Here is a 20,873-nt window from a genome sequence, read left to right as displayed (position 1 = left end):
TTCCCCTCCTATGCAAAACGTGAACGTAGCGGTTATGTCAGAAGTACAATATGTTTCAACATAAATTTATGCCTATTTACAAGCCGATATGATAAAAACTTGTTTTCTGATAGGAGGGGACACTTCATTATTTAATGGTGAGCATCTTATTTAAAGCGAGCAATGCCTCTTTTGTCGTCTCTTCATTTACTTGAATCAAACCAACTGGCTCCCCTTTTTCAATGCTTTCAAGTGACCATAGTAGATGAGGCAGATCAATACGGTTCATTGTCAAACATGGACACATATCTGGATTGAGGGATTCGATTTGTTTGTCAGGGTGCTGGTCAATGATGCGTTTCACTAAATTCATTTCTGTTCCAATGGCCCACTTGCTTCCTGCTGGTGCCTGCTTGATCGTATCAATAATAAATTTCGTTGAACCAGCTAGATCAGATGCCTTTACGACTTCATGCGTACACTCTGGATGAACAAGAATCTGTATGTCACGGTCTCGTTTTCTCGTTTGTTCAATATTCTCAATGGTAAATTTCTCATGAACAGAGCAATGACCTTTCCATAAAATCATTTTGATTCGATGAAGCGGTTGGTCGGTGATGAGCTTTTCTTCTATTTGATCCCAGACAGCCATTTCCTCTAGCGGAATCCCTAAATCATAGGCCGTGTTACGCCCTAAATGCTGATCAGGAAGAAAAAGAATCCGCTCTTTTTGGGTCAGCGCCCACTCCAATACTTTTTTAGCGTTTGAAGATGTGACAGTCGATCCGCCATGTTTGCCGACAAATGCTTTAATATCAGCCGTTGAGTTTACATAAGTCAGCGGAAGGATCGTATCTCCAAACAGCTCAGTGAGCTTATCCCACGCCCTGTCTGTTTGTTTCATATTCGCCATATCTGCCATTGAACAGCCAGCTCTCATATCTGGCAAAAAGACGTGCTGATTCTTTTTTGATAGCATATCGGCCGTTTCTGCCATAAAATGAACCCCGCAAAATACAATGTATTCTGCTTCGTGATTGTCAGCAGCAATTTGTGCAAGCTGCAATGAATCACCTGTCACATCAGCAAATTGGATGACTTCATCTTTTTGATAATGATGACCCGGTATAAAAAGCTTTGATCCAAAGGCGCGTTTAATCTCTAATACTCTCTCTTTCATTTCATCATAAGAGCGCTGTTTATATTCATCTGGCATCATGGCTGTATGCTGCGCTGCTAACACATCAAGCATGGACATGAGTCGTTCCCCCTTTATGGCTGAATTCCATATTCATACTAAAATCGAATGATGGAGCAGAATGTGTGAGGAATCCAAGTGAAATAAGGTCTACACCTGTCCCCCGGTAGTTAGCCACATTCTCTAACGTGATGCCGCCTGATGCCTCTGTCAATATGGTTTCAGGGGTCATTTGTTTAAAGCGCTTCACTTCGTCTGGAGAGCAGTTGTCAAACATGATGACATCTGCTTTGGCATCAATGGCTTCCATCAGCTGTGCTTCTGATTCAATTTCCACTTCAATTTTCACCATATGACCGGCGTATGCTCTTGCTTTCTCCACAGCTTCCCTGATAGAACCACAAGCCGCAATATGATTATCTTTAATCATCACCCCATCGGATAAGCCGAAACGATGATTCTTTCCGCCTCCGACTTTTACTGCGTACTTCTCCAGCATGCGCAAACCGGGTGTCGTCTTTCTCGTATCACAAATCGTAATAGATGGATCAGCTAATCGCTCTACTGCTTCATGCGTTAGTGTAGCAATCCCTGTCATTCTTTGCAGGATATTCAACACCACCCGCTCCCCTTTCAGCAAGTCGTTGACGGGGCCAGTTATTTGTGCCAGTACAGCCCCTTCCTGAATCCAATCACCTTCCTGGAAAAACAGCTCAGTTTGAACTTGTTCATTCAGCAGTTTGTATCCCATATCAATGACTTGCGTCCCGGCCAATACGCCTGATTGTTTCGCCATGATGTAAGCTGTTCCTTTCTTGTCTCCAAAGATGGCATCAGCGGATACATCTCCAAACCCAATATCTTCTTTTAAAAAATGAGTGAGCATTTGCTTTAACTGTAAACGTTCCATTTGGCACCAATCCTTTCATTTTTTACGATATAAATATGGCCCTGTTCATGTACAATCTGTTTTGCTCGCCACGAAGCATCATGCCGATTAGGATAATCTGTGCGATAATGACCTCCCCTGCTTTCTGTTCGGAGTAATGCGGATTTGACAAGGCATATGGCTAAAGCCCATTGATTAGTTATTTCGATCTGTTCATTTGTGATATCCTTCACATTGATTTGCTGAAAAGAGACTTGTTCTAAATGATCGAGCAAAGTCTGTAAGCCTTTCTCATCTCTCACAATTGCGGCATATGCTGTCATCCATTTTCTGAGCTGAGCCAGTGACACCGTTGGGACAGACCATACTTCTTGAATGGAAGGAGCAAGGTTTTTATCTTGCCAGGTTTGCAACCGCTCAATATACCGTGCTGCGTTGTTTCCTAGAACGAGACCTTCTAAGAGCGAATTACTTGCCAGTCGATTGGCGCCGTGTAAACCTGTACAAGCAGCTTCACCAATGGCGAAAAGTGATGGAACTGTTGTTTCTCCATGTTCATTCACCTTAATTCCACCCATTAAAAAGTGCATACCGGGTGAAACTGGCAGCCTTCCGCTTGCCATATCAACTCCCGCACGCTGACACATCGAAGCAATCGCAGGAAAACGTGCAGAAAAATGCGGAATATCACGGATGTTCAGATAAATGGAATGACCGAGTTGCTGCTCATGGAAAATGGTCCTTGCCACCACATCTCTAGGCGCTAAATCGCTCTGTGGGTGGATTCCTTTCATGATCCGCCTGCCTGATTCATCTTCTAAATAGGCGCCCTCTCCTCTGACTGCCTCTGATACGAGCCCGATCGCTTTACCTGAAGTGGTCAAAAGGGTCGGATGGAATTGCACAAATTCGAGATCTACTAGCTGTGCCCCTGCGCGATAGGCCATCATCAGACCATCTCCTGTCACAGACGGATCATTTGTGTTTGTCTCATATAAGGATCCACAGCCGCCAGTGGATAATACAACTGCATCTGCGGTCATTGTATGTACATGACCTTTTTCGTCTTTCCACACAACACCTGTACATACCCCTTCATGAACCAATAGATCGATGACATGATGGTTTTCGTATACTTGAATGTGTGAGCCGAGCTTCCCTTTCAAAAACTGCACGAGGGTTTTTCCCGTTTGATCTCCTCCTGCATGCAGAATACGATGGGTCGTATGGGCTCCCTCTTTACCTAACTGCGGGATTCCCGTTTCATCTCGATCAAATGGGCAGCCCTCTTCTACGAGCTTCTTTACAAGATCTTTTCCATGACGGACGATCTCCTGTACAGTTTTGTCATCATTGTGACCACACCCCGCAGCTAAAGTGTCTTGCACATGCTGATCGACAGAATCATGTGCGGAAAAGGCTGCAGCGATTCCCCCTTGTGCGAGCATGGAATTACTAGAGGAAAATTGTTTTTTTGTCATCATGATGACTTGGCAGTTCTCTGAGATCGTATTCACAAAGGAAAGAGCCGCAATGCCCGACCCCACCACAATGACTTTTTTGATAGATGACACAATTGCCCCTCCTGTCATTTACACCTGTCTTGACACATATCATTACACAACACTACAATAAATACAAGAAAAAATTTTCACACAGGAGATGGATGGATTTGATTTATTTAGATTATGCAGCTTCTACACCTGTTTCTGAGGAATCACTGCATGTATTTCAGCAGTTGAGCAAAGAATGTTACGGAAATGCGAGCAGCCTGCATGATGCAGGAGGAAGAGCAAATGAAATCTTGGCTTACAGCAGACAATCACTTGCAGCGATTCTAGGGGGCGAACCTGATGGCATTTACTTTACAAGTGGCGGAACTGAATCCAATATCCTTGCGATTCAATCGATCATAAATGGGCTACCTCCACATAAACAGCATGTCATTACCACATCAGTAGAGCACCCTTCTGTTCATCATGCGGTCAATGCCTTGCAGCGTCTCGGTGTGAAGGTGACGGTCATAGACCCGAATCAAGAAGGAATTATCACAAAGGAGATTCTCAAACAGGCTCTATTGCCTGAAACCGGACTAGTATCCATCCAGCATGCCAACTCAGAAACTGGGATTATTCAGCCATTAGCTGAATTAGCGACGGTCTTAAAAGAAAGAGATATTCTTTTTCATACAGATGCAGTGCAGACATTCGGAAAAATGCATGTGTCGATTAAAGAACTTGGGGTTGATGCCCTCTCCATTTCGAGTCATAAAGTGTATGCACCTAAGGGCGCCGGTGCTGTCTATATGGGAGCACATGTCCCTTGGAAGCCTATATATCAACATACTGTACAGGAAAATGGTCTACGCCCAGGGACAGTGAACGTACCTTGCATTGGTGCTTTTGTGGCCGCGAGCGAGCAAATCATGCTGAAAATAGATCAACAGCAACAGCTAGATATTCAGCTTCGTGATTATTTTCTTCAGCAGCTAAAAAAAAGGCAGCTGCCTGTCCGCATGCTGCAAGAAAGTGACCAGCGTCACACGCTCCCTCATATTATTGGTTGTTTTTTTGAAGGGTTTGAAGGACAATATGTAATGTTAGCTTGTAATCGGCAGGGAATTTGTATATCTACTGGAAGTGCATGCGCTTCTGGTTATCATCACCCTTCCCCTGCTGTAAAGGCATTACATGTATCAGATCGTGATGCCCTTCAATTTATTCGACTATCATTTGGACGAGGATCATCAAAGGATGACATCGATCAGCTTTTGCATACATTTGAGCGCTTGCAAAAGGAGAAGAAAGGAGCATAAAACGTGGAACAAGAGAGAAAACTCATTGGCGAAGAAAGAAGAAACGCCATTTTAAAGTGGCTGAAAGAGACAGATACACCACTCACCGGAAGTTTTTTAGCCAAAAAAGCCGCTGTCTCACGACAAGTCATTGTACAAGATATTTCATTACTAAAAGCAAAAAACGAACCCATTATTGCCACAAGCCAAGGCTATGTGTATATGGCGCAGCATACACCGGAAACTGAAATTGAACAGATTATCGCTTGCAAGCACGATCCTCATCGTACAGAAGAGGAGCTGACACTGATTGTAGACTACGGTGTAACGGTGAAAGACGTGATCATTGAGCACCCTGTCTACGGGGAGCTAACGGCCTCTATTCGAGTGAGTACGCGCAAACAAGTGGCTGACTTCGTTCATCATATTTCTAATACGGGCGCCTCCTACTTATCAGAGCTGACAGACGGCGTACACTTACATACCCTTACTTCATACAGCCAAAAGCAGCTTGACCAAGCCATTCAAGCGCTTGATGACGCTGGATTTCTCATTAAAGACTAAAAAAATAGTGTCCCCTGCAGGACACTATTTTTCATTCGTTAATTCATATGTTTGATAGCTGCCGAGTAGTTTCACTTCACAGCCAATCGCTTCTAATTCTTGAATGGCGCCAGGGACAAGTACATCATCCATCTCTTTTTCGATATCAATGATAAATAAATAGTGTCCAAGGCCTGTTTTTGTCGGACGCGATTCAATTTTGGACAAATTGAGATTCCGCCATGAAAAAGCTGATAACACGCGGTGCAATGCACCAGACTGATCATCCTTTGGCAGGCTGACAACAATGGTCGTTTTTGGCTTTGAAGAAAAACCAGAATTCATTGGGAACGATGCCTTCGCCTCTTTATGTAAAATAACAAAGCGTGTATGATTGTGCGGATAATCATGAATGTCTTTTTTCGCAATCGTCAATCCGTACGTTTTTGCGGCGATTTCATTTGCAATCGCACCAACAGCTTCATCTGGATGCTCACTGATGTATTTTGCTGCATAGCCTGTTGATTCCACTGGCCGATGCGGAATATCAGGGAACTGTCTCTTCAAAAATTGATGACACTGCGCAATGGCGTGCGGATGTGACTGAATCACATCTAATGTCTCCCAGCTCTCCGCTCTCGATGGATGGACAAGCAGGTGCTGGCGAATCGGTGCTGTCATTTCGCCCACAATGGACAAAGCGTCCTCATGAATTAAATAATCAATCGTTAAGTTCACAGATCCTTCGAGTGCATTTTCAAGTGGAACGACCGCCAAATCTACTTCTCCCTTTGACACGGCATCCATACATTGCGGAATGGTTGTATAAGCCCGTTGCTCTGCTTCTTTTGGAAAACAAGAACAGACAGCCAAATGAGTAAATGTGGCCTCTGGTCCAAAGTAACCTACCGTTAATTGCTTCATCTGCTATGATCTCTCCTTTTACGCCCCAGAACCTAGAATTTCAACTTTTTCGACAAATTCGAGTTTTCTTAATTGATTCATGACTGTATTGATATCATCTGCCATGCCGGCCGTACTGATCGACAGGGTGACATTCGCTCTTCCTTGCAGCGGAATCGTTTGGTGAATGGATAACACATTACAGCCAGAGTCAGCCACAATTTGCAGCAGCCTAGACAAAGCCCCAGACCGATCCTCCAGGTGGAAAAACAATGTGATGATCTGCTCCTTGACCATTGTATAAAATGGAAAAACAGCATCTCGATATTTATAAAAAGCACTGCGGCTTAAATCCGCTTTTTGAACAGCATCGGCAACTGAATCCGCTTTTTTGCGATCGAGAAGCTTTTTGACTTCAAGCGTTTTTCGCATCGCATCCGGAAGTACATCCTCTCTTACTAAATAGAACGTTTCTTCTTTCACCTGTTTTCTCCCCTTTTAAAAACGGGAGAGCCCATGAACTGGACCCTCCTTTTGATCAATCGATAAATTCAAATTCAAATTCAAGCAGACGAATGATGTCTCCATCTTTTGCACCACGTTCACGCAGGGCATCATCAACGCCCATTCCGCGCAGCTGTCTAGAGAATCGTTTCACTGACTCATCTCTTGAGAAATCTGTCATCTTAAACAGTCGCTCAAGTGCTTTACCAGTTAAGACAAACGTACCATCAGGATCTCTTGAGATCTCAAATGCTGCTTCTCCTTCATCAAACTTGTACATCACACGGTTATCAGAGAGCTCTTCTTCATTGTAGAGAGGGAATTCCGGTGTTGTTTCAAGCTGATTGGCGATTTCAAATAAGAGCTCACGAAGCCCTTCTCTTGTGATCGCACTAATTGGGAACACTTTATAGTCATCTGTTAATTTTTCTTTAAATGCCGCTAGATTGTCAGCTGCATCCGGCATGTCCATTTTGTTCGCTACAATGATTTGCGGACGCTCTGTCAATCTCATATTGTATTGCTCAAGCTCTTCATTGATCGTCACGTAATCTTCGTATGGGTCACGCCCTTCAAGTCCAGACATATCAATGACATGGACAATGACACGTGTACGTTCAATGTGGCGTAAAAATTGATGACCTAAGCCAACACCTTCGTGCGCTCCTTCGATCAGTCCTGGCAGATCCGCCATGACAAAGCTTCGGTTATCGTCTGTTTCAACAACTCCGAGGTTTGGCACAAGCGTTGTAAAATGATAATCCGCAATTTTTGGTTTCGCAGAAGAGACAATCGAAAGCAGCGTTGACTTCCCGACACTTGGGAAACCAACAAGTCCAACATCTGCAAGTACTTTTAATTCTAAGATGACGTCACGTTCTTTACCTGGCTCACCGTTTTCAGACAGCTGTGGTGCAGGGTTTGCTGGTGTTGCAAAGCGTGAATTTCCACGTCCGCCACGTCCACCTTTGGCAATCACAGCCCGCTGTCCATGCTCAGTCAAGTCAGCTAGTACTTGTTCCGTCTCGGCATCTGTCACCACTGTACCCGGCGGAACTTTAACAATCATTTCTTCAGCATTTCGGCCATGCTGGTTTTTACTCATTCCATGCTCACCGCGGTCCGCCTTGAAATGACGCTTATAACGAAAGTCCATTAACGTTCTAAGCCCTTCGTCTACTTCAAATACTACATCTGCACCATTTCCGCCGTCGCCGCCTGCTGGCCCGCCTTTTGGCACATATTTTTCACGACGGAACGCCACCATACCGTTTCCGCCGTCACCGCCTTTAACATACACTTTAACCTGATCTACAAACATAACTTCCTCCGTTTCTCTGCATCACATATCTCGTTCTTGCCTCAAACAAAGCTCAATCATGGACTCGTGATTCGTCACATGAAATTGCGTTATACTCATACATGGATAGTTTGCGTCATGAAACGCATTTAACGCATCCAAACTTGTTAATTTTCCTTTGAAATCAAAATATAAGATCACATCATTCTCTTCATGATCTGTTTGGAAAGTGACCGTTAAATGATTTTCAGTTTTTTGGCAAACTGATTGATCGAATATCGAAAACAACTCCCGTGATACCGTTAGCAGCTGCGATTCATATGCTGATAAGTCTCGGGTTTCACCAAGCACTTCATATTCTAGGGTGATAAAATGCGACTCCCAATTAAAGGTTAGAAAGTAATAGGCCAATTGGGGAATTTTTAAATTTGAGAGTTTGGATTCATGCTGTGCTTCAATGACCATTTCTTCTATTATTTCGAACACTCGGTCATATTTTTCTAATGTCAAGTTGCCTTTGATTAACTGCAATTTATTCATCCAGTCGTGTCTTGAACGACTAAGCAGATGGATCAATTCATTCGTTAATGCAACGTGAGTTAATTTTTCGTTTTGTTTACTTGGTATCTCTTCCATTATCGCACTCCCAATCGTTTGGTCTCTCTTTTAGGAGTCTTATCATCAATATGTCTCCCTGAATTATAACAGAGAAGACAGCATAGAAAAACACTAGTTATGTGAGGAAAGGTTGTTTTTTCTGATCGTATAGGAGAAAATGAGGCAAAGTCAGCAAACATTCTTTGATATTTATGGAGTGCATCTTCTTTTATCATCTTCGGTACTACTTGTAAAAAGCGCAAAAGCTCCCTGAATAGTGAAAAAAACTCCAGTCAATGACCGGAGTTTTTAGCAATTATTGTGCCGCAGGATATACGCTCACTTTTTTACGGTCACGACCGAAACGTTCGAATTTAACTGTTCCGTCGATTTTAGCGAAAAGAGTGTCGTCGCCTCCGCGTCCAACGTTTTCACCTGGATAGATTTTCGTTCCACGTTGACGATAAAGGATAGAACCACCAGTTACGAATTGACCATCAGCACGTTTAGCGCCTAAACGTTTAGACTCAGAGTCACGTCCGTTCTTTGTAGAACCTACCCCTTTTTTAGATGCGAAAAATTGAAGATCTAATCTAAGCATGAAGTTCACCTCCTATTTTTTTGTAGATATTCTCACATAATCGTGATAATCTCGTTCAATTGTTTCTAAGGAAACGACCATGCCTTCTAAAAGCAACTGGGCTTTTTCAAAGGTGACTGGATCTGTATCAGCTGGCAGTTCAAAAGAGAAATACCCGCCTTCATCTCCAATATCAAGCAGTGGATCCATTCCTGTCAGTGCAATAATTGAATTGACTGATCCGAAAACAACAGCAGATACACCTGCACAAACGAGATCCTGACCTTTTTCAGCAAACTCGGCATGTCCAGTCATCTGAAAAGACGTAATGCTTTCATCTGCTGGCGACCGAGTAATGGTTGCTTTGATCATATCACTCACACGCCTTAAGCGTTGATTTTTTCGATAACAACTTTAGTGTAAGGTTGACGATGACCTTGTTTTTTGTGGTTGTTTTTCTTCGGTTTGTACTTGAACACAGTAATTTTCTTACCGCGACCTTGTTTTTCAACTTTAGCCGTTACTGTTGCTCCAGCAACTGAAGGGTTACCCACTTTGACAGTGTCTCCGCCGACAAACAATACGTTTTCGAAAGTAACTGTTTCACCTGCTTCAGCAGTTAGTTTTTCAACATAAACAGTTTGACCTTCTTCAACTTTTACTTGTTTACCACCAGTTTCGATAATTGCGTACATCTCTGCACCTCCTAATAAACTCAGACTCGCCGAATACAGGGGGCCAATAGGCACTTCACACCTGCTCCGCGCGGTTGTAGCACGGGTGCTACATATCCATAACATTAAAAAATATATCAAATTAGACGCTGAATGTCAATGTATTTTCACCATTAGTACGGTAAAAGAAGATCTTCCATGGAAGAGGTGGTTCTTCGATCTGAAAAATAAGCATGGAGCAATTCATTTTCATCGAGCTGGCTCATTTTCACACCATTCCGTTCGATAATAATGGGATGCTTACAGCCCCTTTGGAATCGCGCCATCACTTCATATATTTTCTCCTCAGCACCCGCTCTCAGCGGAATGAGTTTCTCTACTTTTTGCTCTTTTTTACCGTAATAACGTTCTAGTAAAAAACGTACCCTGATATAATGCCGCTGCCGGTGCTCCATCACAAGCGAGTAGGCTAAAAAAGTGAGTAGGATCCAGCCGTTGAATTGCAGCGGAGCAAAACAGAGTAACCCTGCTGTCAAAAGACCGAAAAAAATGAGAGAGCCTTTTATTGCAAGGGCATGTGCCTGTTGGAAAGGGAAAAAAACAGATAAGAGCAAAAAGAATAATTTCCCGCCATCAAGTGGCCAAATGGGCAAAAGGTTCACTAGAAAAATCGCTACATTATAAAAAGTAAACATCGTAAAGACGTCATATGAGATAAGTGAGGCTTCCATGAGAAGCCAGGCGACGAGCTGGAGCGGAACATGCTGAAGCGGTCCGCATAAAATGACCGCCAGCTCTTCTTTTAGCGGACGGTTCCCATGCTCTTCTACTTCTACCGCCCCGCCAAATGGCAGTAAAAAAATCCGCCGAATCCGCCAGTGATAATAACAAGCAGCCGCTGCATGTCCAAGCTCATGGACACAGACGATGATGAGCAGACAAAGCAGCGGTTTAATTTGACCTGATAGCATGGCAAATGCCATGACTACCCAAAGGAGCGGGTGAACATGGACCTTTGTCAGCATGAGCAGCCATCTATTCAAAGGTCATCACCTGAATGGGATCAATAAACTGTTCATTTTGCTTAATGGCGAAGTAATATGTCCCCTTGCCTTGTTCATCAAGCGCAATTTGACCAATTTTTTCCCCTTTATCGACAAAATCGTATAAAGCCACATCAGCTTCTTTTAGTTGGCCGTACCAGCTGTAGCTGTTATCTGCATGCTGCACCACGACTGTGAGCCCCGTATCACTTTTCTTTTTCACTTCTACGACATAGCCTTCTTTCATACTATCGATGGCTTCAGCAGATGTTTCAACTTTCACTCCGGCACCATTTTGCGTAAAGGATTCCTGCACTTTTCCAGAGGCAGGGACAGCCAGCTCTTGATTGGCTTGTACGTCCTTTTGTCCTTCTTTTTTATCGGTTAAAAAGGCAAGTGGGTTTCCGACAGTCTTCTCAAACCACCGGTTGGCGGCGGCAAATTGAAAATCTTGTTCAAAGGTTTGACTGATCATCGGCTTCAGCTGCTGAAAAGGCCCCGCCTGTCCTTTAAATGAAATAGCGGCAATCAGTACAAGAGAGGCAGAAAGTAAACATTTAAGCACAAATGTATTTGAATGAAATAACGGATGGCGAAATTTTTTCGGCTGATGAGAAGTTGACTCGTAGGAAGCCGAGCCAGAATGCTTTTCTTCTTCTGTTAACATGACCCATGGCGGAATATCATCTTTCTTCTTGAAAGCTGCCTTCTTAGGGGCTACAGCTGGCTGCTTCATTTTGCGGCGCTGCGCTATTTTCTTTCGATACTCGTCCACTCTTTTCATAAGATCACCCTTTACATACAAACAGTTTGTACATTTTATGTGGCGACCTCATATGATATGCACCAAAAAGACCGATTCTCATCGAATCGGTCTCATCTCACGTGAATCATTATGCTCTTACACCGAAAAATGCTTTCAGCTTTGCAAACATCCCTTTGTTTTCTTCTTCAAAGGATTGAAGAGGAACAGATTCACCTAGTACGCGGCGAGCAATATTGCGATACGCAATGGAAACTTTATTTTTAGCATCCATGACAATCGGTTCACCATTGTTTGAAGCCTTAATGACATCATCATCATCGGCTACAATGCCGAGAAGATCAATTGATAAATGATGAACAACTTCATCCACATCCATCGAATCGCCATTTTTCGCCATGTGTGTACGAATGCGGTTCACAATCAAACGAGGCGGTTCAATATCCTCTTGTTCTAGCAAGCCGATAATTCGGTCTGCATCTCTCACAGCTGAGATTTCAGGTGTCGTGACCACAATCGCTTTGTCAGCACCTGATACAGCATTTTTAAAGCCTTGCTCAATTCCAGCAGGGCAATCAATGACAACATAATCAAAGTCTTGTTTCAATGATTGAATTAATTCTTTGATCTGCTCCGGCTCTACCGCCGTTTTATCGCTTGTTTGAGCAGCAGGTAAAAGATACAACAGATCCTCGAACCGCTTATCCTTCACAAGCGCTTGGTGAATCTTGCATCTTCCTTCTACTACATCGACTAGATCATAAATAATGCGGTTTTCAAGCCCCATCACGACATCTAAATTCCGAAGGCCGATGTCGGTATCAACTAGACACACTTTTTTTCCTTGAATTGCTAGTGCTGTGCCTAAGTTTGCAGATGTTGTTGTTTTGCCAACGCCGCCTTTTCCTGAGGTAATCACAATAGCCTCGCCCAATTTCACATTCCTCCCTCAAGCCTTGTCAGATTAGGTCTTATATGAGCCAATTGCTGCAGGCGTTCAATGATCATATTGCCATCTATATCTAAATAAGCACATTCCATTTCATTTCCATCTTCTTTTTGATCCGGTGCACGGTTAAACACCTGTGCGATGCGGAGCTGAGTTGGAATCATATGAGATGCCGCAATCACAGCTTGTTTGTTTCCATTACATCCAGCATGCGCTACACCTTTTAACGCACCAAGCACAAAAATATTCCCCCCTGCACGAATGGTTCCGCCAGGGTTGACATCTCCTATTAATAAGAGATCTCCTTCGACATAAAGCACCTGTCCAGAGCGTACAATTTTTGCTACAGAAGTAATCTCAGCCTCTGCTTTTAAACGTCTCGCTTCTTCAGTTGACATGACGTCACTTTCAATAGAGTGAATGACGAGATGTTCATTTTCAGACACCGCTTCAGTTAAACGCGTCTCTTGATCCTCTGTTAAATATCGAAAACCAAGTTTAATATGCACATTGACTTTATGTCCTTCTCTTCCATCTGTATATTGCTCAAGTAAAAGAACCTCTCGCAAGCCAGAAAGAAGGTCTTCAAACGAACAGTCATCATTTAACTGTAATGTTAATCCGTTTTTTGTACCTTTTATTGTCACATACTGCTGTTTTTGAGTTTTCAAGATGCTCACCTCAACAACATACTCATTTCGCCGTAATTGGACAAACTCCTGCTTTTATTCGTCGATCAGTCCTTGTTTCACATTGATGAAAAAGAGCCTAAGCGGCACAACAAGTATGAGAGACGCAGCAGTATTTAAAAGAATCGTTGGAATAAAGCGTTCGATGACATACGTATTAAAAGGCATAATACCTGGTTGAATCGTCGCTTGAACGCCGTACACATAAAACTCCATCACTGCAACAGCAATCATCGATAGAAAGACAACGACTAACATATTCGTTTGGAGAACTTTGAAGGCTTTTGCTAACAAATAGCAGAGCGCACCAAAGCCAAACATATGAACACCAAGAATACCTGTATACGAAATATCATATAAAAGTCCAAAGATAAATCCATAAATCACACCATATTTTTGATTCACAAAAGCTGTCATAAATACAAGTGCGAGTAAGATGAAATGAGGTGCTAAAATTTGATTATCTGAAACAAATGGGAGCTTCACTAAATCGACAAAAATACTGTCAAATACGAAAATAAACAACATGACGAAAGCAAGAAGGACACGTTTCACGAGCCTTCCTCCTTCGTTAATTGAGATGCATCTGCCGTACTTGTGCTGCGATTCACAACAATCACGCGGTCTAAATTATTGAGTTCAGCAGCTGGTTCTACATAAATAATTTTCGTCAGTCCGTAATGGTCCGGCTCAATTTCGCTTACCTTTCCAATCGTCAAGCCCTGCGGGAATACGCCCCCTGCTCCAGATGTTTCAACAAGATCTCCTTTTTTGACATCCCCATCAGCATCGGATTTTAAAATGTTCATTGTCAGCATTTTTTTCTTGCTGTCATAACCGTTAATAATTCCATTGAGTTCTTCTTTGCCCTTTTTCGCAAAAATTTTCGTTGAAATTCTATTATTTTGATCTGTAGAGCTTAGCAACCTTACAGTCGACGTAAAATTGTTGAGCTTATCACTTTCAATTTTCCCAATTAACGCACCACTCTCATTGGTGACCGCCATATCTTTTTCAACGCCTTGCTTTTTCCCTTTATCAATCATGACAAAACTATCCCAAAGGGACGGGTTTCTCGCAATGACTGTTGAAAGAATGGGCGTGTAGTCACGAATAGAGTTCACATATCCGAGCTGCTTGCGAAGCTTTTTGTTCTCATCTTCTAGTTCTTGAAGTTTCGCCTCATATTGGGTTTGTCCATCAAGTTTTTTTCGAAGACGCTCGTTTTCATCATATGTGTTCTTTAAATCTTGTACGTTTCCATAAATACCGGCAATAAATTGTGATGGTTTATGAAAGACACCTTGAAAAAAGCCTGTCGTATCCCCCACTAATTTTTCCGGCCATGAAGCACCTCTGCCGCTTTTCACTGAAAAACCAATCATGGCCACCAGTACGATGACACAGACAAGGAGCAACATTAATCTTTTATTCATAAAAAACTGCGGCATGTCTTACACCTCTTTATTTACGCCCAATTATCGATTATCTTTAGATTTTCCTTTGAACAAGTGAATATGTTCTAGTGCTTTCCCTGTTCCGATCGCCACACAGTCAAGCGGATCTTCAGCAATAATGACCGGCATTTTTGTTTCATCACTAATGACTTTGTCAAGATTACGCAGCAATGCACCACCGCCTGTTAAAACGATTCCACGGTCCATAATATCTGCTGCCAGCTCAGGTGGCGTTTTTTCAAGTGTCATTTTGACCGCATCGACAATTGTTTCCACCGTATCGCGAAGCGCTTTTGCAATTTCTTCTGCCGTAATAGAGATCGTTTTTGGCAGACCTGTTAAAAGGTCACGGCCGCGAATGTCCATCTCATCATGTACGTCAGGCTGCGCAGAACCGATTTCCATTTTAATCGCTTCTGACGTGCGATCACCAATCATAAGATTATACGTTTTACGAATGTAGCTGCTGATCGCATCATCCATCTCGTCTCCTGCCACACGGATCGATTGAGATGTCACAATACCGCCAAGTGAAATAATGGCTACTTCTGTTGTACCGCCGCCAATATCTACAACCATGCTTCCAGTTGGCTCCCATACAGGAAGGTTAGCACCGATTGCCGCAGCAAATGGCTCTTCAATAGGGTATGCGTCACGAGCACCAGCTTGTCTTGTTGCATCAATGACAGCACGCTCTTCTACTGCTGTAATACCAGATGGTACACACACCATCACGTACGGTTTACGAGCAAAAAGCCCTTTACCTTTTAATGCTTGATTAATGTAATATTTCATCATTGTTGCTGTCGTCTCGTAGTCTGCAATGACTCCGTCTTTCATTGGGCGCAGTGCCACAACATTACCAGGTGTACGACCGATCATGTTTCTAGCGTCATTTCCAACCGCCACTATAGACTTCGTATCAGTTTCCAAAGCTACGACCGAAGGTTCTCTCACAACAATGCCTTTTCCTTTAATAAAAACAAGCGTATTCGCTGTTCCAAGATCTATTCCAAGGTCTTTTGTACCAATTCCAAACATATGTATGTATCTTCCTTTCTTAAACCAAAATTCCCTTTAGGGAAAAACTCATAAACTCTATTATATCGTAAAACATTGAAAAAAAAAGTGTTACAAATACCCTTTTTCCTTCAAACTCACAAATTTTTGATCACCGATCACTAGATGATCAAGCAGCTGTATTCCAATCAGCTTCCCACATTCAAAAAGTCGCTGTGTGACTTCAATATCTTCCCTGCTGGGCGTCGGATCTCCAGATGGATGGTTGTGCACACATATAAATGAAGCGGCCGAACGTTTAAAAGCCTCTTTAAAAATTTCGCGCGGGTGAACAATCGACGAATTTAGACTTCCGATAAACACAGTATGTTTATGAAGAACTTGATTTTTGGTATTGAGATAAAGACAAACGAAATTCTCCTGAGTCAAAAATCTCATATCTTCCATCACAAAATTCGCACCATCTTCCGGCGTGCGGATCACATAACGATTGTCCGTCGTTTGATGGTGTAATCTAGTGCCGAGTTCTAAAGCAGCTAAAAGAGAGATCGCCTTCGCTTTTCCAACTCCTCGAATCTTTGACAGTTCTTCAATTGAAGCTTCCTTCACAGAACGAAGACCACCAAATGTTTGCAAAAGTCTTGCGGACACTTGAAGAACTGATTCCTTTTTTGTGCCTGTTCTCAAAAGAATCGCGACAAGTTCATGGTTTGATAAGCTGCTTGGGCCATATTTGACAAATCGTTCGCGCGGCTTTTCATCATGAGGAAAATGCTTCAGCAGCATAGGGAAATGATTCAAGATCTACACTCCTTTTTTGATTCCTTCCCGTCATCAAAAAGGGGTGATACCAAATGTTTCAAGCACTCTGACTGTTTTAGCAATAGGGAGTCCTACAACGGAAAAATAATCACCGTCTATTTTTTGTACAAACAGGGCACCTTTTCCTTGAATGCCGTAGCTTCCAGCTTTATCAAGAGGCTCACCGGTTTCAATATAGCAGTCTATTTCACCTTGTGAAAGCGGCCAAAATGTCACGTCTGTCTGTTCATAAAATGTTTCTTTTCTATTCTCTGATTGAATCGTGACACCAGTCAAGACTTGATGTGTCTTACCTGACAATAATTGAAGCATTGAGGCTGCATCTTCCTTGTCTTTTGGCTTTCCAAGACATTTGCCATCAATTGCAACAATTGTATCTGCACCAATGATCACAGCTTTGGGATGTATTTTTTGAATATCATTTGCTTTTTGTTCTGCCAACCATTGGACGTTCTCAGCAGGAGAAAGGTTTCGATTTATTTCTTCTTTTAAATCACTTCCTTGAATGTCATAAGAAAACCCTGCTAAATCAAGCAATTCTTTTCTTCTAGGTGATTGAGATGCGAGTATTAACTGGTTCATGTTTGTTCATCCTTTCAGGGTTTAGCCTAAGAAGTAAGATACCCATTCATCCTATCAAATGAACATCTTACCGACAATTAACGAAAATGCCATTTTCATGTTCCTACATCATTATGTTGGAAGCAAAAGAAAAAAACTAGTCATTTTTAGACTAGTTTGGCTGTTAAAAACATGATTTTACGTATTTAGTTGATCTAATAGCGCTTGCTGAGATTTCCAGCCATTTTCAGCAGATGGGTCATTTAAAAGCTGTACAGCTTTCAGCAAACTGCTTTTGGCTGGTGCATCGGTTGTTTTGGCATTTTCAAGCTCAGAAATCAACTGAGTGACTTCTTTTTGATCCACATCTTCTCCTGCAATCACCTTAGAGGATAAGACAGATGCCTTCTCTATTAAACCTGTCAGCTCATCCGGCACTTGAAATGAGAGCTCTTTTCCTCCCCATGCTTCAAAATGCTGATCGATCAATTTTTTCCCAACGGCACTTGTCATGCCTTGTTCTGTGGCAAGTCCGGCAATAACATAATAGCCATCATCCATTGATACCTTTTTACCTGCATATCCTGCCTCTTTTAAACTGTCAACTAAGTCATCTGCTCCTTTTTCAGAAGAAAACTTTCCAGCCTGCACCACAAAGGTTGAAAAATGACCTGATGCACTTTTTTCACCTTCATTGTCCTTTGACGTATCTGCAAGATCAGCCGGTGGTGCATCTCCCCCAGCTTTCGCCGACGGCCCGCTTCCAGATGCTGAGACGCTGATATGATCGCCTCCTGATGGATTGGCAGATCCATCTTTACTTAAACTTAGTGCAAATACACCGAGGCCTGTCCCTAGAACGACTGCAAACACAATCGTTGTCACCACTCGTTTGAAGGGACCGCGGTTTTTACTGAACTTCTGGTCAAAAGAACCTTTTTTCTTTTGATAAGGTGTGACGACCTTTGGATCCGAATGATAAATGTGATCCGCTGCATCGTCCCATTGAAAATCTTCTTCTTTCGGTTTAGACGGTTCTTCCTCGGAAGCGGCTGTCTCCTGTTCCGACTGCCTCTTTTCCTCCCAGTTCGAAAACGTCACTTGATCCTCTTGCTGTTTTTGAGGCTGATGCTCTTCTTCATGGAGCATTTCTTCCTTGCCATTAATATTGACCTTTAACCCTTGTTTTTTTGCCTGCCTTTTTTTCACTGTCATTCCCCGCTTTCTGACATTGTTTGTAAGAAAGACCTTTCTGTCCAATGAAATAGCGCGAATGTAACCCGTCCTTCTTTCTGTTTCACACTTTAACATAGCCAATAAAAAAAAGAACAAGACTTTTGTCGGCAGGTTCAAAAAGTGTTCGCCAATTTTCTCATCCAAAAAAATCACCAATTGGGTTTAACAGATCACCACAAAAAAGATAAAACCAGAAAGAACAAGCGATGGCAGGAACAAAAGGAAAGGGTTCATTTGCCTTGTAAGAAAACACATTTGCGTAAACCATTCCCGTGACAGACGAAAGAAAAAGAATGATCAGAAACGGCTTAAATCCGAAGCAAAATGCAAGCACACCAAATAGTTTGACATCCGCTCCCCCCATACTATTTGGCTTGAAATGTTCTAAACTATAAAACAAAAGAAGACAAATAAGAAGAGATGCCGCTCCTTCCCACCAAATAAAAAGCGGTTCTAGCGTGCGGTATATGACGAAAAGAGGAAAAAAGAAGAGAAAGAGCTCGATGGGTACTCTCATATAAAAAAGATCGCTCACGACAGCAATCACGAATAAACTACATAGACTCACAAGAAAAAGGCCCTCAAAAGAGAAACCAGCATGTTTATAAACGAGGAAAAAAAGGCCGCCTGTCAACAGCTCAACCATTGGATAAAGCAAAGAGAGCCGGGTTCCACAATGCTTACATGACCCTTTCAATACAATATAAGAAAAAAGCGGGAGCATGTCGTGAAAAGAAAGCGGCTCTTTACAAGCTCCGCAGTGTGAACGAGGAAAAAGAATAGACCGCTTCATTGGAAGCCTCTCACCAACTAGATGAAAAAATGACCCCATGACCATGCCTGTGAAAAACATAAAAAAATCAATCAAATTAGGTGACTCCTTCCGGAAATAGAATAGACCGGATTGTACCATAGCGATTCACCTTTGATCACCTTGCGAAAAAGTGATTTTCCCCCTCTCCTACATATCAAAAGAAAAAAGACGCACATTGCATAGAAGCAATTTGCGTCTTTTCCTTACTGTAAAATACGACTTCGTACATCTGAGATAAAATAAAGGGAACCTGTCACCAGAATCATTGCTGAAGGGTCATCTCTTTTCTTCTGAATGAAGTCAAGCACTGCACGAGGGTCTTCATCAAACGATTTTGCTTCTAAATGACTGCAATCATAAAGCTTTTCCGCTGACTCAGCTCTTGAAAAGTCAAAGGAAACAAAATGAATCGATGAACTAATCCTTTCAAGCTTTTCGATCATTTGTTTGTAAGGTTTATCTTTTAACGCACTAAAACATACATGAACCTGTTTACTAGAAAAATGAGCTTGTACAGTTTCGATTAAACGGTCCATTCCTTCTTCGTTATGAGCACCATCTAAATAAACAAGAGGCTGATCTTGGATCTTTTCAAATCTTCCAGCCCACACCGCCTGCCGAATTCCTTCATACACTTGCTCATTTAGCACATGGATATATCCTTCTTGCTCCAGCCATTCGATCAGTAGAATGGCAAGGGAGGCGTTCTGCATTTGATGCGTTCCGATTAACCCTGTCTCTAGCTGCCAGTACTCCCTTTTTGGGGTAGTGAATGTGAAGCGTTCACCTGTTTCCGTCGGCTGCTGGTCCTTAAAGGTACAAGTATCATGTAACGAGATAAACGGCGCATTCTTTTCTTCGGCTTTGTGTTGAATCACAGTAAGAGCTTCCGCTTGATGAACGGCCGTGATCATCGGAACCCCAGCTTTAATAATGCCAGCTTTTTCTGCTGCAATCTGATCAAGTGTGTCGCCTAAAATGGCCATATGATCGTGTCCAATCGACGTAATTGCTGTTAAGATGGGCGCTGCCACATTTGTAGAATCAAGTCTTCCGCCAAGTCCTGTTTCCAAGAGGACAAAGTCTACTTGGTGCACATGGGCAAAATAAGCAAACGCACATGCTGTAATGATCTCAAACTCTGTTGCTGCACCAAGCTCTGTATCATCTAATTCTTCAACTAAAGGCTTGATTTCGTTCACCAAACTCAGCCACACTTCGTCCAAAATCGGCTCCCCATTAACACTAATTCGTTCATTGAACGTTAAAATAAATGGCGAGGTGAAGGTTCCAACTGAATAGCCCGCTGACTGTAAAATGGATCGAGTAAATGCAATCGTTGATCCTTTTCCATTTGTTCCAGCTACATGCACCGCTTTTATTTTTTGTTCAGGATGGTCTAGTCTGTCCATCAGCCATTTCATTCGTTCAAGTCCCGGTTTGACACCGAAAGCGAGTCTGCTATGAATCCATTCAATGGCTTCATGATAGGTTGTAAACAATGTCATCTCTCATTTCATACGAAATTTTCAAAAAAGACGACTCCAATTCATTAGGA

24 protein-coding genes and 1 other annotated feature are annotated in these 20,873 nt (G+C 42.5%); of the genes, 2 read left to right on the top strand and 22 right to left on the bottom strand.

The window, feature by feature from the left end:
- Positions 1-127: 127 nt before the first annotated feature.
- The 3 genes from nadA to nadB are packed head-to-tail and all read right to left on the bottom strand — an operon-like array spanning position 128 to position 3,640.
- Positions 128-1,237 carry a quinolinate synthase NadA gene (nadA, locus tag M2369_RS01140; RefSeq protein WP_047947110.1) on the bottom strand — a complete coding sequence of 370 codons (1,110 nt, stop codon included), beginning with the start codon at positions 1,235-1,237 and terminating at the stop codon, positions 128-130.
- The gene (gene nadC, locus M2369_RS01135) at positions 1,224-2,087 is read right to left on the bottom strand and encodes a carboxylating nicotinate-nucleotide diphosphorylase (protein ID WP_024718392.1); all 864 of its coding nucleotides are present in this window, start codon (positions 2,085-2,087) and stop codon (positions 1,224-1,226) included. Before nadC ends, nadA begins: the two co-directional genes overlap by 14 nt.
- Positions 2,069-3,640: an L-aspartate oxidase gene (nadB, locus tag M2369_RS01130; RefSeq protein ID WP_081105441.1), complete on the bottom strand. Its 1,572-nt coding sequence runs from the start codon at positions 3,638-3,640 to the stop codon at positions 2,069-2,071. Before nadB ends, nadC begins: the two co-directional genes overlap by 19 nt.
- 92 nt (positions 3,641-3,732) lie before the next feature.
- On the opposite strand from nadB, the gene M2369_RS01125 reads away from it, so the two are divergent.
- The gene (locus M2369_RS01125; protein WP_041506795.1) at positions 3,733-4,881 is read left to right on the top strand and encodes an IscS subfamily cysteine desulfurase; all 1,149 of its coding nucleotides are present in this window, start codon (positions 3,733-3,735) and stop codon (positions 4,879-4,881) included.
- 3 nt (positions 4,882-4,884) lie between these two features.
- The gene (locus M2369_RS01120; RefSeq protein ID WP_017367723.1) at positions 4,885-5,424 is read left to right on the top strand and encodes a transcription repressor NadR; all 540 of its coding nucleotides are present in this window, start codon (positions 4,885-4,887) and stop codon (positions 5,422-5,424) included.
- Positions 5,425-5,448: 24 nt separating this feature from the next.
- On the opposite strand, the gene pheA is transcribed toward M2369_RS01120, so the two are convergent.
- The 19 genes from pheA to M2369_RS01025 all read right to left on the bottom strand — a co-directional run bounded on the left by pheA (position 5,449) and on the right by M2369_RS01025 (position 20,823).
- Entirely contained in the window at positions 5,449-6,327 is an 879-nt protein-coding gene (gene pheA, locus M2369_RS01115) for a prephenate dehydratase (protein WP_041506794.1), read from the bottom strand.
- Between the two features lie 18 nt (positions 6,328-6,345).
- Entirely contained in the window at positions 6,346-6,789 is a 444-nt protein-coding gene (locus M2369_RS01110) for an ACT domain-containing protein (RefSeq protein WP_008342790.1), read from the bottom strand.
- Positions 6,790-6,844: 55 nt separating this feature from the next.
- Positions 6,845-8,131 carry a GTPase ObgE gene (obgE, locus tag M2369_RS01105; RefSeq protein ID WP_007501521.1) on the bottom strand — a complete coding sequence of 429 codons (1,287 nt, stop codon included), beginning with the start codon at positions 8,129-8,131 and terminating at the stop codon, positions 6,845-6,847.
- Between the two features lie 21 nt (positions 8,132-8,152).
- A complete protein-coding gene (locus M2369_RS01100; RefSeq protein ID WP_007501522.1) occupies positions 8,153-8,746 on the bottom strand; it encodes a sporulation initiation phosphotransferase B in 594 nt (197 codons plus the stop codon).
- A 277-nt stretch (positions 8,747-9,023) separates the two neighbouring features.
- Positions 9,024-9,308, bottom strand: a complete 285-nt coding sequence (gene rpmA, locus M2369_RS01095; RefSeq protein ID WP_003216586.1) for a 50S ribosomal protein L27 — start codon at positions 9,306-9,308, stop codon at positions 9,024-9,026.
- Positions 9,309-9,320: 12 nt separating this feature from the next.
- Positions 9,321-9,659, bottom strand: a complete 339-nt coding sequence (locus M2369_RS01090) for a ribosomal-processing cysteine protease Prp (protein WP_007501524.1) — start codon at positions 9,657-9,659, stop codon at positions 9,321-9,323.
- 14 nt (positions 9,660-9,673) lie between these two features.
- Positions 9,674-9,982, bottom strand: coding sequence for a 50S ribosomal protein L21 (gene rplU, locus M2369_RS01085; RefSeq protein ID WP_041090936.1), 309 nt, complete (start codon positions 9,980-9,982; stop codon positions 9,674-9,676).
- A 12-nt stretch (positions 9,983-9,994) separates the two neighbouring features.
- Positions 9,995-10,068: a sequence feature (ribosomal protein L21 leader region), on the bottom strand.
- A 66-nt stretch (positions 10,069-10,134) separates the two neighbouring features.
- A complete protein-coding gene (locus M2369_RS01080) occupies positions 10,135-11,004 on the bottom strand; it encodes a M50 family metallopeptidase (RefSeq protein ID WP_259253296.1) in 870 nt (289 codons plus the stop codon).
- Positions 10,997-11,788 carry a M23 family metallopeptidase gene (locus tag M2369_RS01075; protein WP_259253295.1) on the bottom strand — a complete coding sequence of 264 codons (792 nt, stop codon included), beginning with the start codon at positions 11,786-11,788 and terminating at the stop codon, positions 10,997-10,999. Before M2369_RS01075 ends, M2369_RS01080 begins: the two co-directional genes overlap by 8 nt.
- 109 nt (positions 11,789-11,897) lie before the next feature.
- The gene (minD, locus tag M2369_RS01070) at positions 11,898-12,701 is read right to left on the bottom strand and encodes a septum site-determining protein MinD (RefSeq protein WP_017358134.1); all 804 of its coding nucleotides are present in this window, start codon (positions 12,699-12,701) and stop codon (positions 11,898-11,900) included.
- A 2-nt stretch (positions 12,702-12,703) separates the two neighbouring features.
- Positions 12,704-13,387, bottom strand: a complete 684-nt coding sequence (gene minC, locus M2369_RS01065; RefSeq protein WP_259253294.1) for a septum site-determining protein MinC — start codon at positions 13,385-13,387, stop codon at positions 12,704-12,706.
- 54 nt (positions 13,388-13,441) lie between these two features.
- Positions 13,442-13,960 (bottom strand): rod shape-determining protein MreD, encoded by a 519-nt coding sequence (gene mreD, locus M2369_RS01060; RefSeq protein ID WP_008342803.1) that lies wholly within the window; start codon positions 13,958-13,960, stop codon positions 13,442-13,444.
- Entirely contained in the window at positions 13,957-14,856 is a 900-nt protein-coding gene (gene mreC, locus M2369_RS01055; protein ID WP_007501536.1) for a rod shape-determining protein MreC, read from the bottom strand. Before mreC ends, mreD begins: the two co-directional genes overlap by 4 nt.
- A 27-nt stretch (positions 14,857-14,883) precedes the next feature.
- Positions 14,884-15,903, bottom strand: coding sequence for a rod shape-determining protein (locus M2369_RS01050; RefSeq protein ID WP_007501538.1), 1,020 nt, complete (start codon positions 15,901-15,903; stop codon positions 14,884-14,886).
- A 90-nt stretch (positions 15,904-15,993) separates the two neighbouring features.
- Complete coding sequence (radC, locus tag M2369_RS01045) at positions 15,994-16,668, bottom strand: RadC family protein (protein WP_026050121.1); 675 nt, start codon at positions 16,666-16,668, stop codon at positions 15,994-15,996.
- 48 nt (positions 16,669-16,716) lie between these two features.
- Positions 16,717-17,286 (bottom strand): Maf family protein, encoded by a 570-nt coding sequence (locus M2369_RS01040; RefSeq protein WP_259253293.1) that lies wholly within the window; start codon positions 17,284-17,286, stop codon positions 16,717-16,719.
- Positions 17,287-17,463: 177 nt separating this feature from the next.
- Positions 17,464-18,657: an SPOR domain-containing protein gene (locus M2369_RS01035; RefSeq protein ID WP_310503952.1), complete on the bottom strand. Its 1,194-nt coding sequence runs from the start codon at positions 18,655-18,657 to the stop codon at positions 17,464-17,466.
- The gene (locus tag M2369_RS01030) at positions 18,638-19,369 is read right to left on the bottom strand and encodes a prepilin peptidase (protein ID WP_310503951.1); all 732 of its coding nucleotides are present in this window, start codon (positions 19,367-19,369) and stop codon (positions 18,638-18,640) included. The genes M2369_RS01035 and M2369_RS01030 overlap by 20 nt, the downstream gene beginning before the upstream one ends.
- A 149-nt stretch (positions 19,370-19,518) precedes the next feature.
- Complete coding sequence (locus M2369_RS01025; protein WP_277518853.1) at positions 19,519-20,823, bottom strand: bifunctional folylpolyglutamate synthase/dihydrofolate synthase; 1,305 nt, start codon at positions 20,821-20,823, stop codon at positions 19,519-19,521.
- Between the last annotated feature and the right edge of the window lie 50 nt (positions 20,824-20,873).

This window comes from Bacillus sp. JUb11, from assembly GCF_024807925.1.
Classification (GTDB): domain Bacteria; phylum Bacillota; class Bacilli; order Bacillales; family Bacillaceae; genus Bacillus; species Bacillus altitudinis.
Note: the sequence above shows the minus strand (reverse complement) of the source record. Positions and strands in the feature narration are given on the sequence as shown.

What these genes read in the sequence shown, in the direction of transcription:
- nadA (WP_047947110.1), bottom strand. Translation starts at nt 1,237, where the DNA reads ATGTCCATGCTTGATGTGTTAGCAGCGCAGCATACAGCCATGATGCCA.
- nadC (WP_024718392.1), bottom strand. Translation starts at nt 2,087, where the DNA reads ATGGAACGTTTACAGTTAAAGCAAATGCTCACTCATTTTTTAAAAGAA.
- M2369_RS01125 (WP_041506795.1), top strand. Translation starts at nt 3,733, where the DNA reads ATGGATTTGATTTATTTAGATTATGCAGCTTCTACACCTGTTTCTGAG.
- pheA (WP_041506794.1), bottom strand. Translation starts at nt 6,327, where the DNA reads ATGAAGCAATTAACGGTAGGTTACTTTGGACCAGAGGCCACATTTACT.
- obgE (WP_007501521.1), bottom strand. Translation starts at nt 8,131, where the DNA reads ATGTTTGTAGATCAGGTTAAAGTGTATGTTAAAGGCGGTGACGGCGGA.
- M2369_RS01100 (WP_007501522.1), bottom strand. Translation starts at nt 8,746, where the DNA reads ATGGAAGAGATACCAAGTAAACAAAACGAAAAATTAACTCACGTTGCA.
- rpmA (WP_003216586.1), bottom strand. Translation starts at nt 9,308, where the DNA reads ATGCTTAGATTAGATCTTCAATTTTTCGCATCTAAAAAAGGGGTAGGT.
- M2369_RS01090 (WP_007501524.1), bottom strand. Translation starts at nt 9,659, where the DNA reads ATGATCAAAGCAACCATTACTCGGTCGCCAGCAGATGAAAGCATTACG.
- rplU (WP_041090936.1), bottom strand. Translation starts at nt 9,982, where the DNA reads ATGTACGCAATTATCGAAACTGGTGGTAAACAAGTAAAAGTTGAAGAA.
- M2369_RS01075 (WP_259253295.1), bottom strand. Translation starts at nt 11,788, where the DNA reads ATGAAAAGAGTGGACGAGTATCGAAAGAAAATAGCGCAGCGCCGCAAA.
- mreC (WP_007501536.1), bottom strand. Translation starts at nt 14,856, where the DNA reads ATGCCGCAGTTTTTTATGAATAAAAGATTAATGTTGCTCCTTGTCTGT.
- M2369_RS01050 (WP_007501538.1), bottom strand. Translation starts at nt 15,903, where the DNA reads ATGTTTGGAATTGGTACAAAAGACCTTGGAATAGATCTTGGAACAGCG.
- radC (WP_026050121.1), bottom strand. Translation starts at nt 16,668, where the DNA reads ATGCTGCTGAAGCATTTTCCTCATGATGAAAAGCCGCGCGAACGATTT.
- M2369_RS01040 (WP_259253293.1), bottom strand. Translation starts at nt 17,286, where the DNA reads ATGAACCAGTTAATACTCGCATCTCAATCACCTAGAAGAAAAGAATTG.
- M2369_RS01025 (WP_277518853.1), bottom strand. Translation starts at nt 20,823, where the DNA reads ATGACATTGTTTACAACCTATCATGAAGCCATTGAATGGATTCATAGC.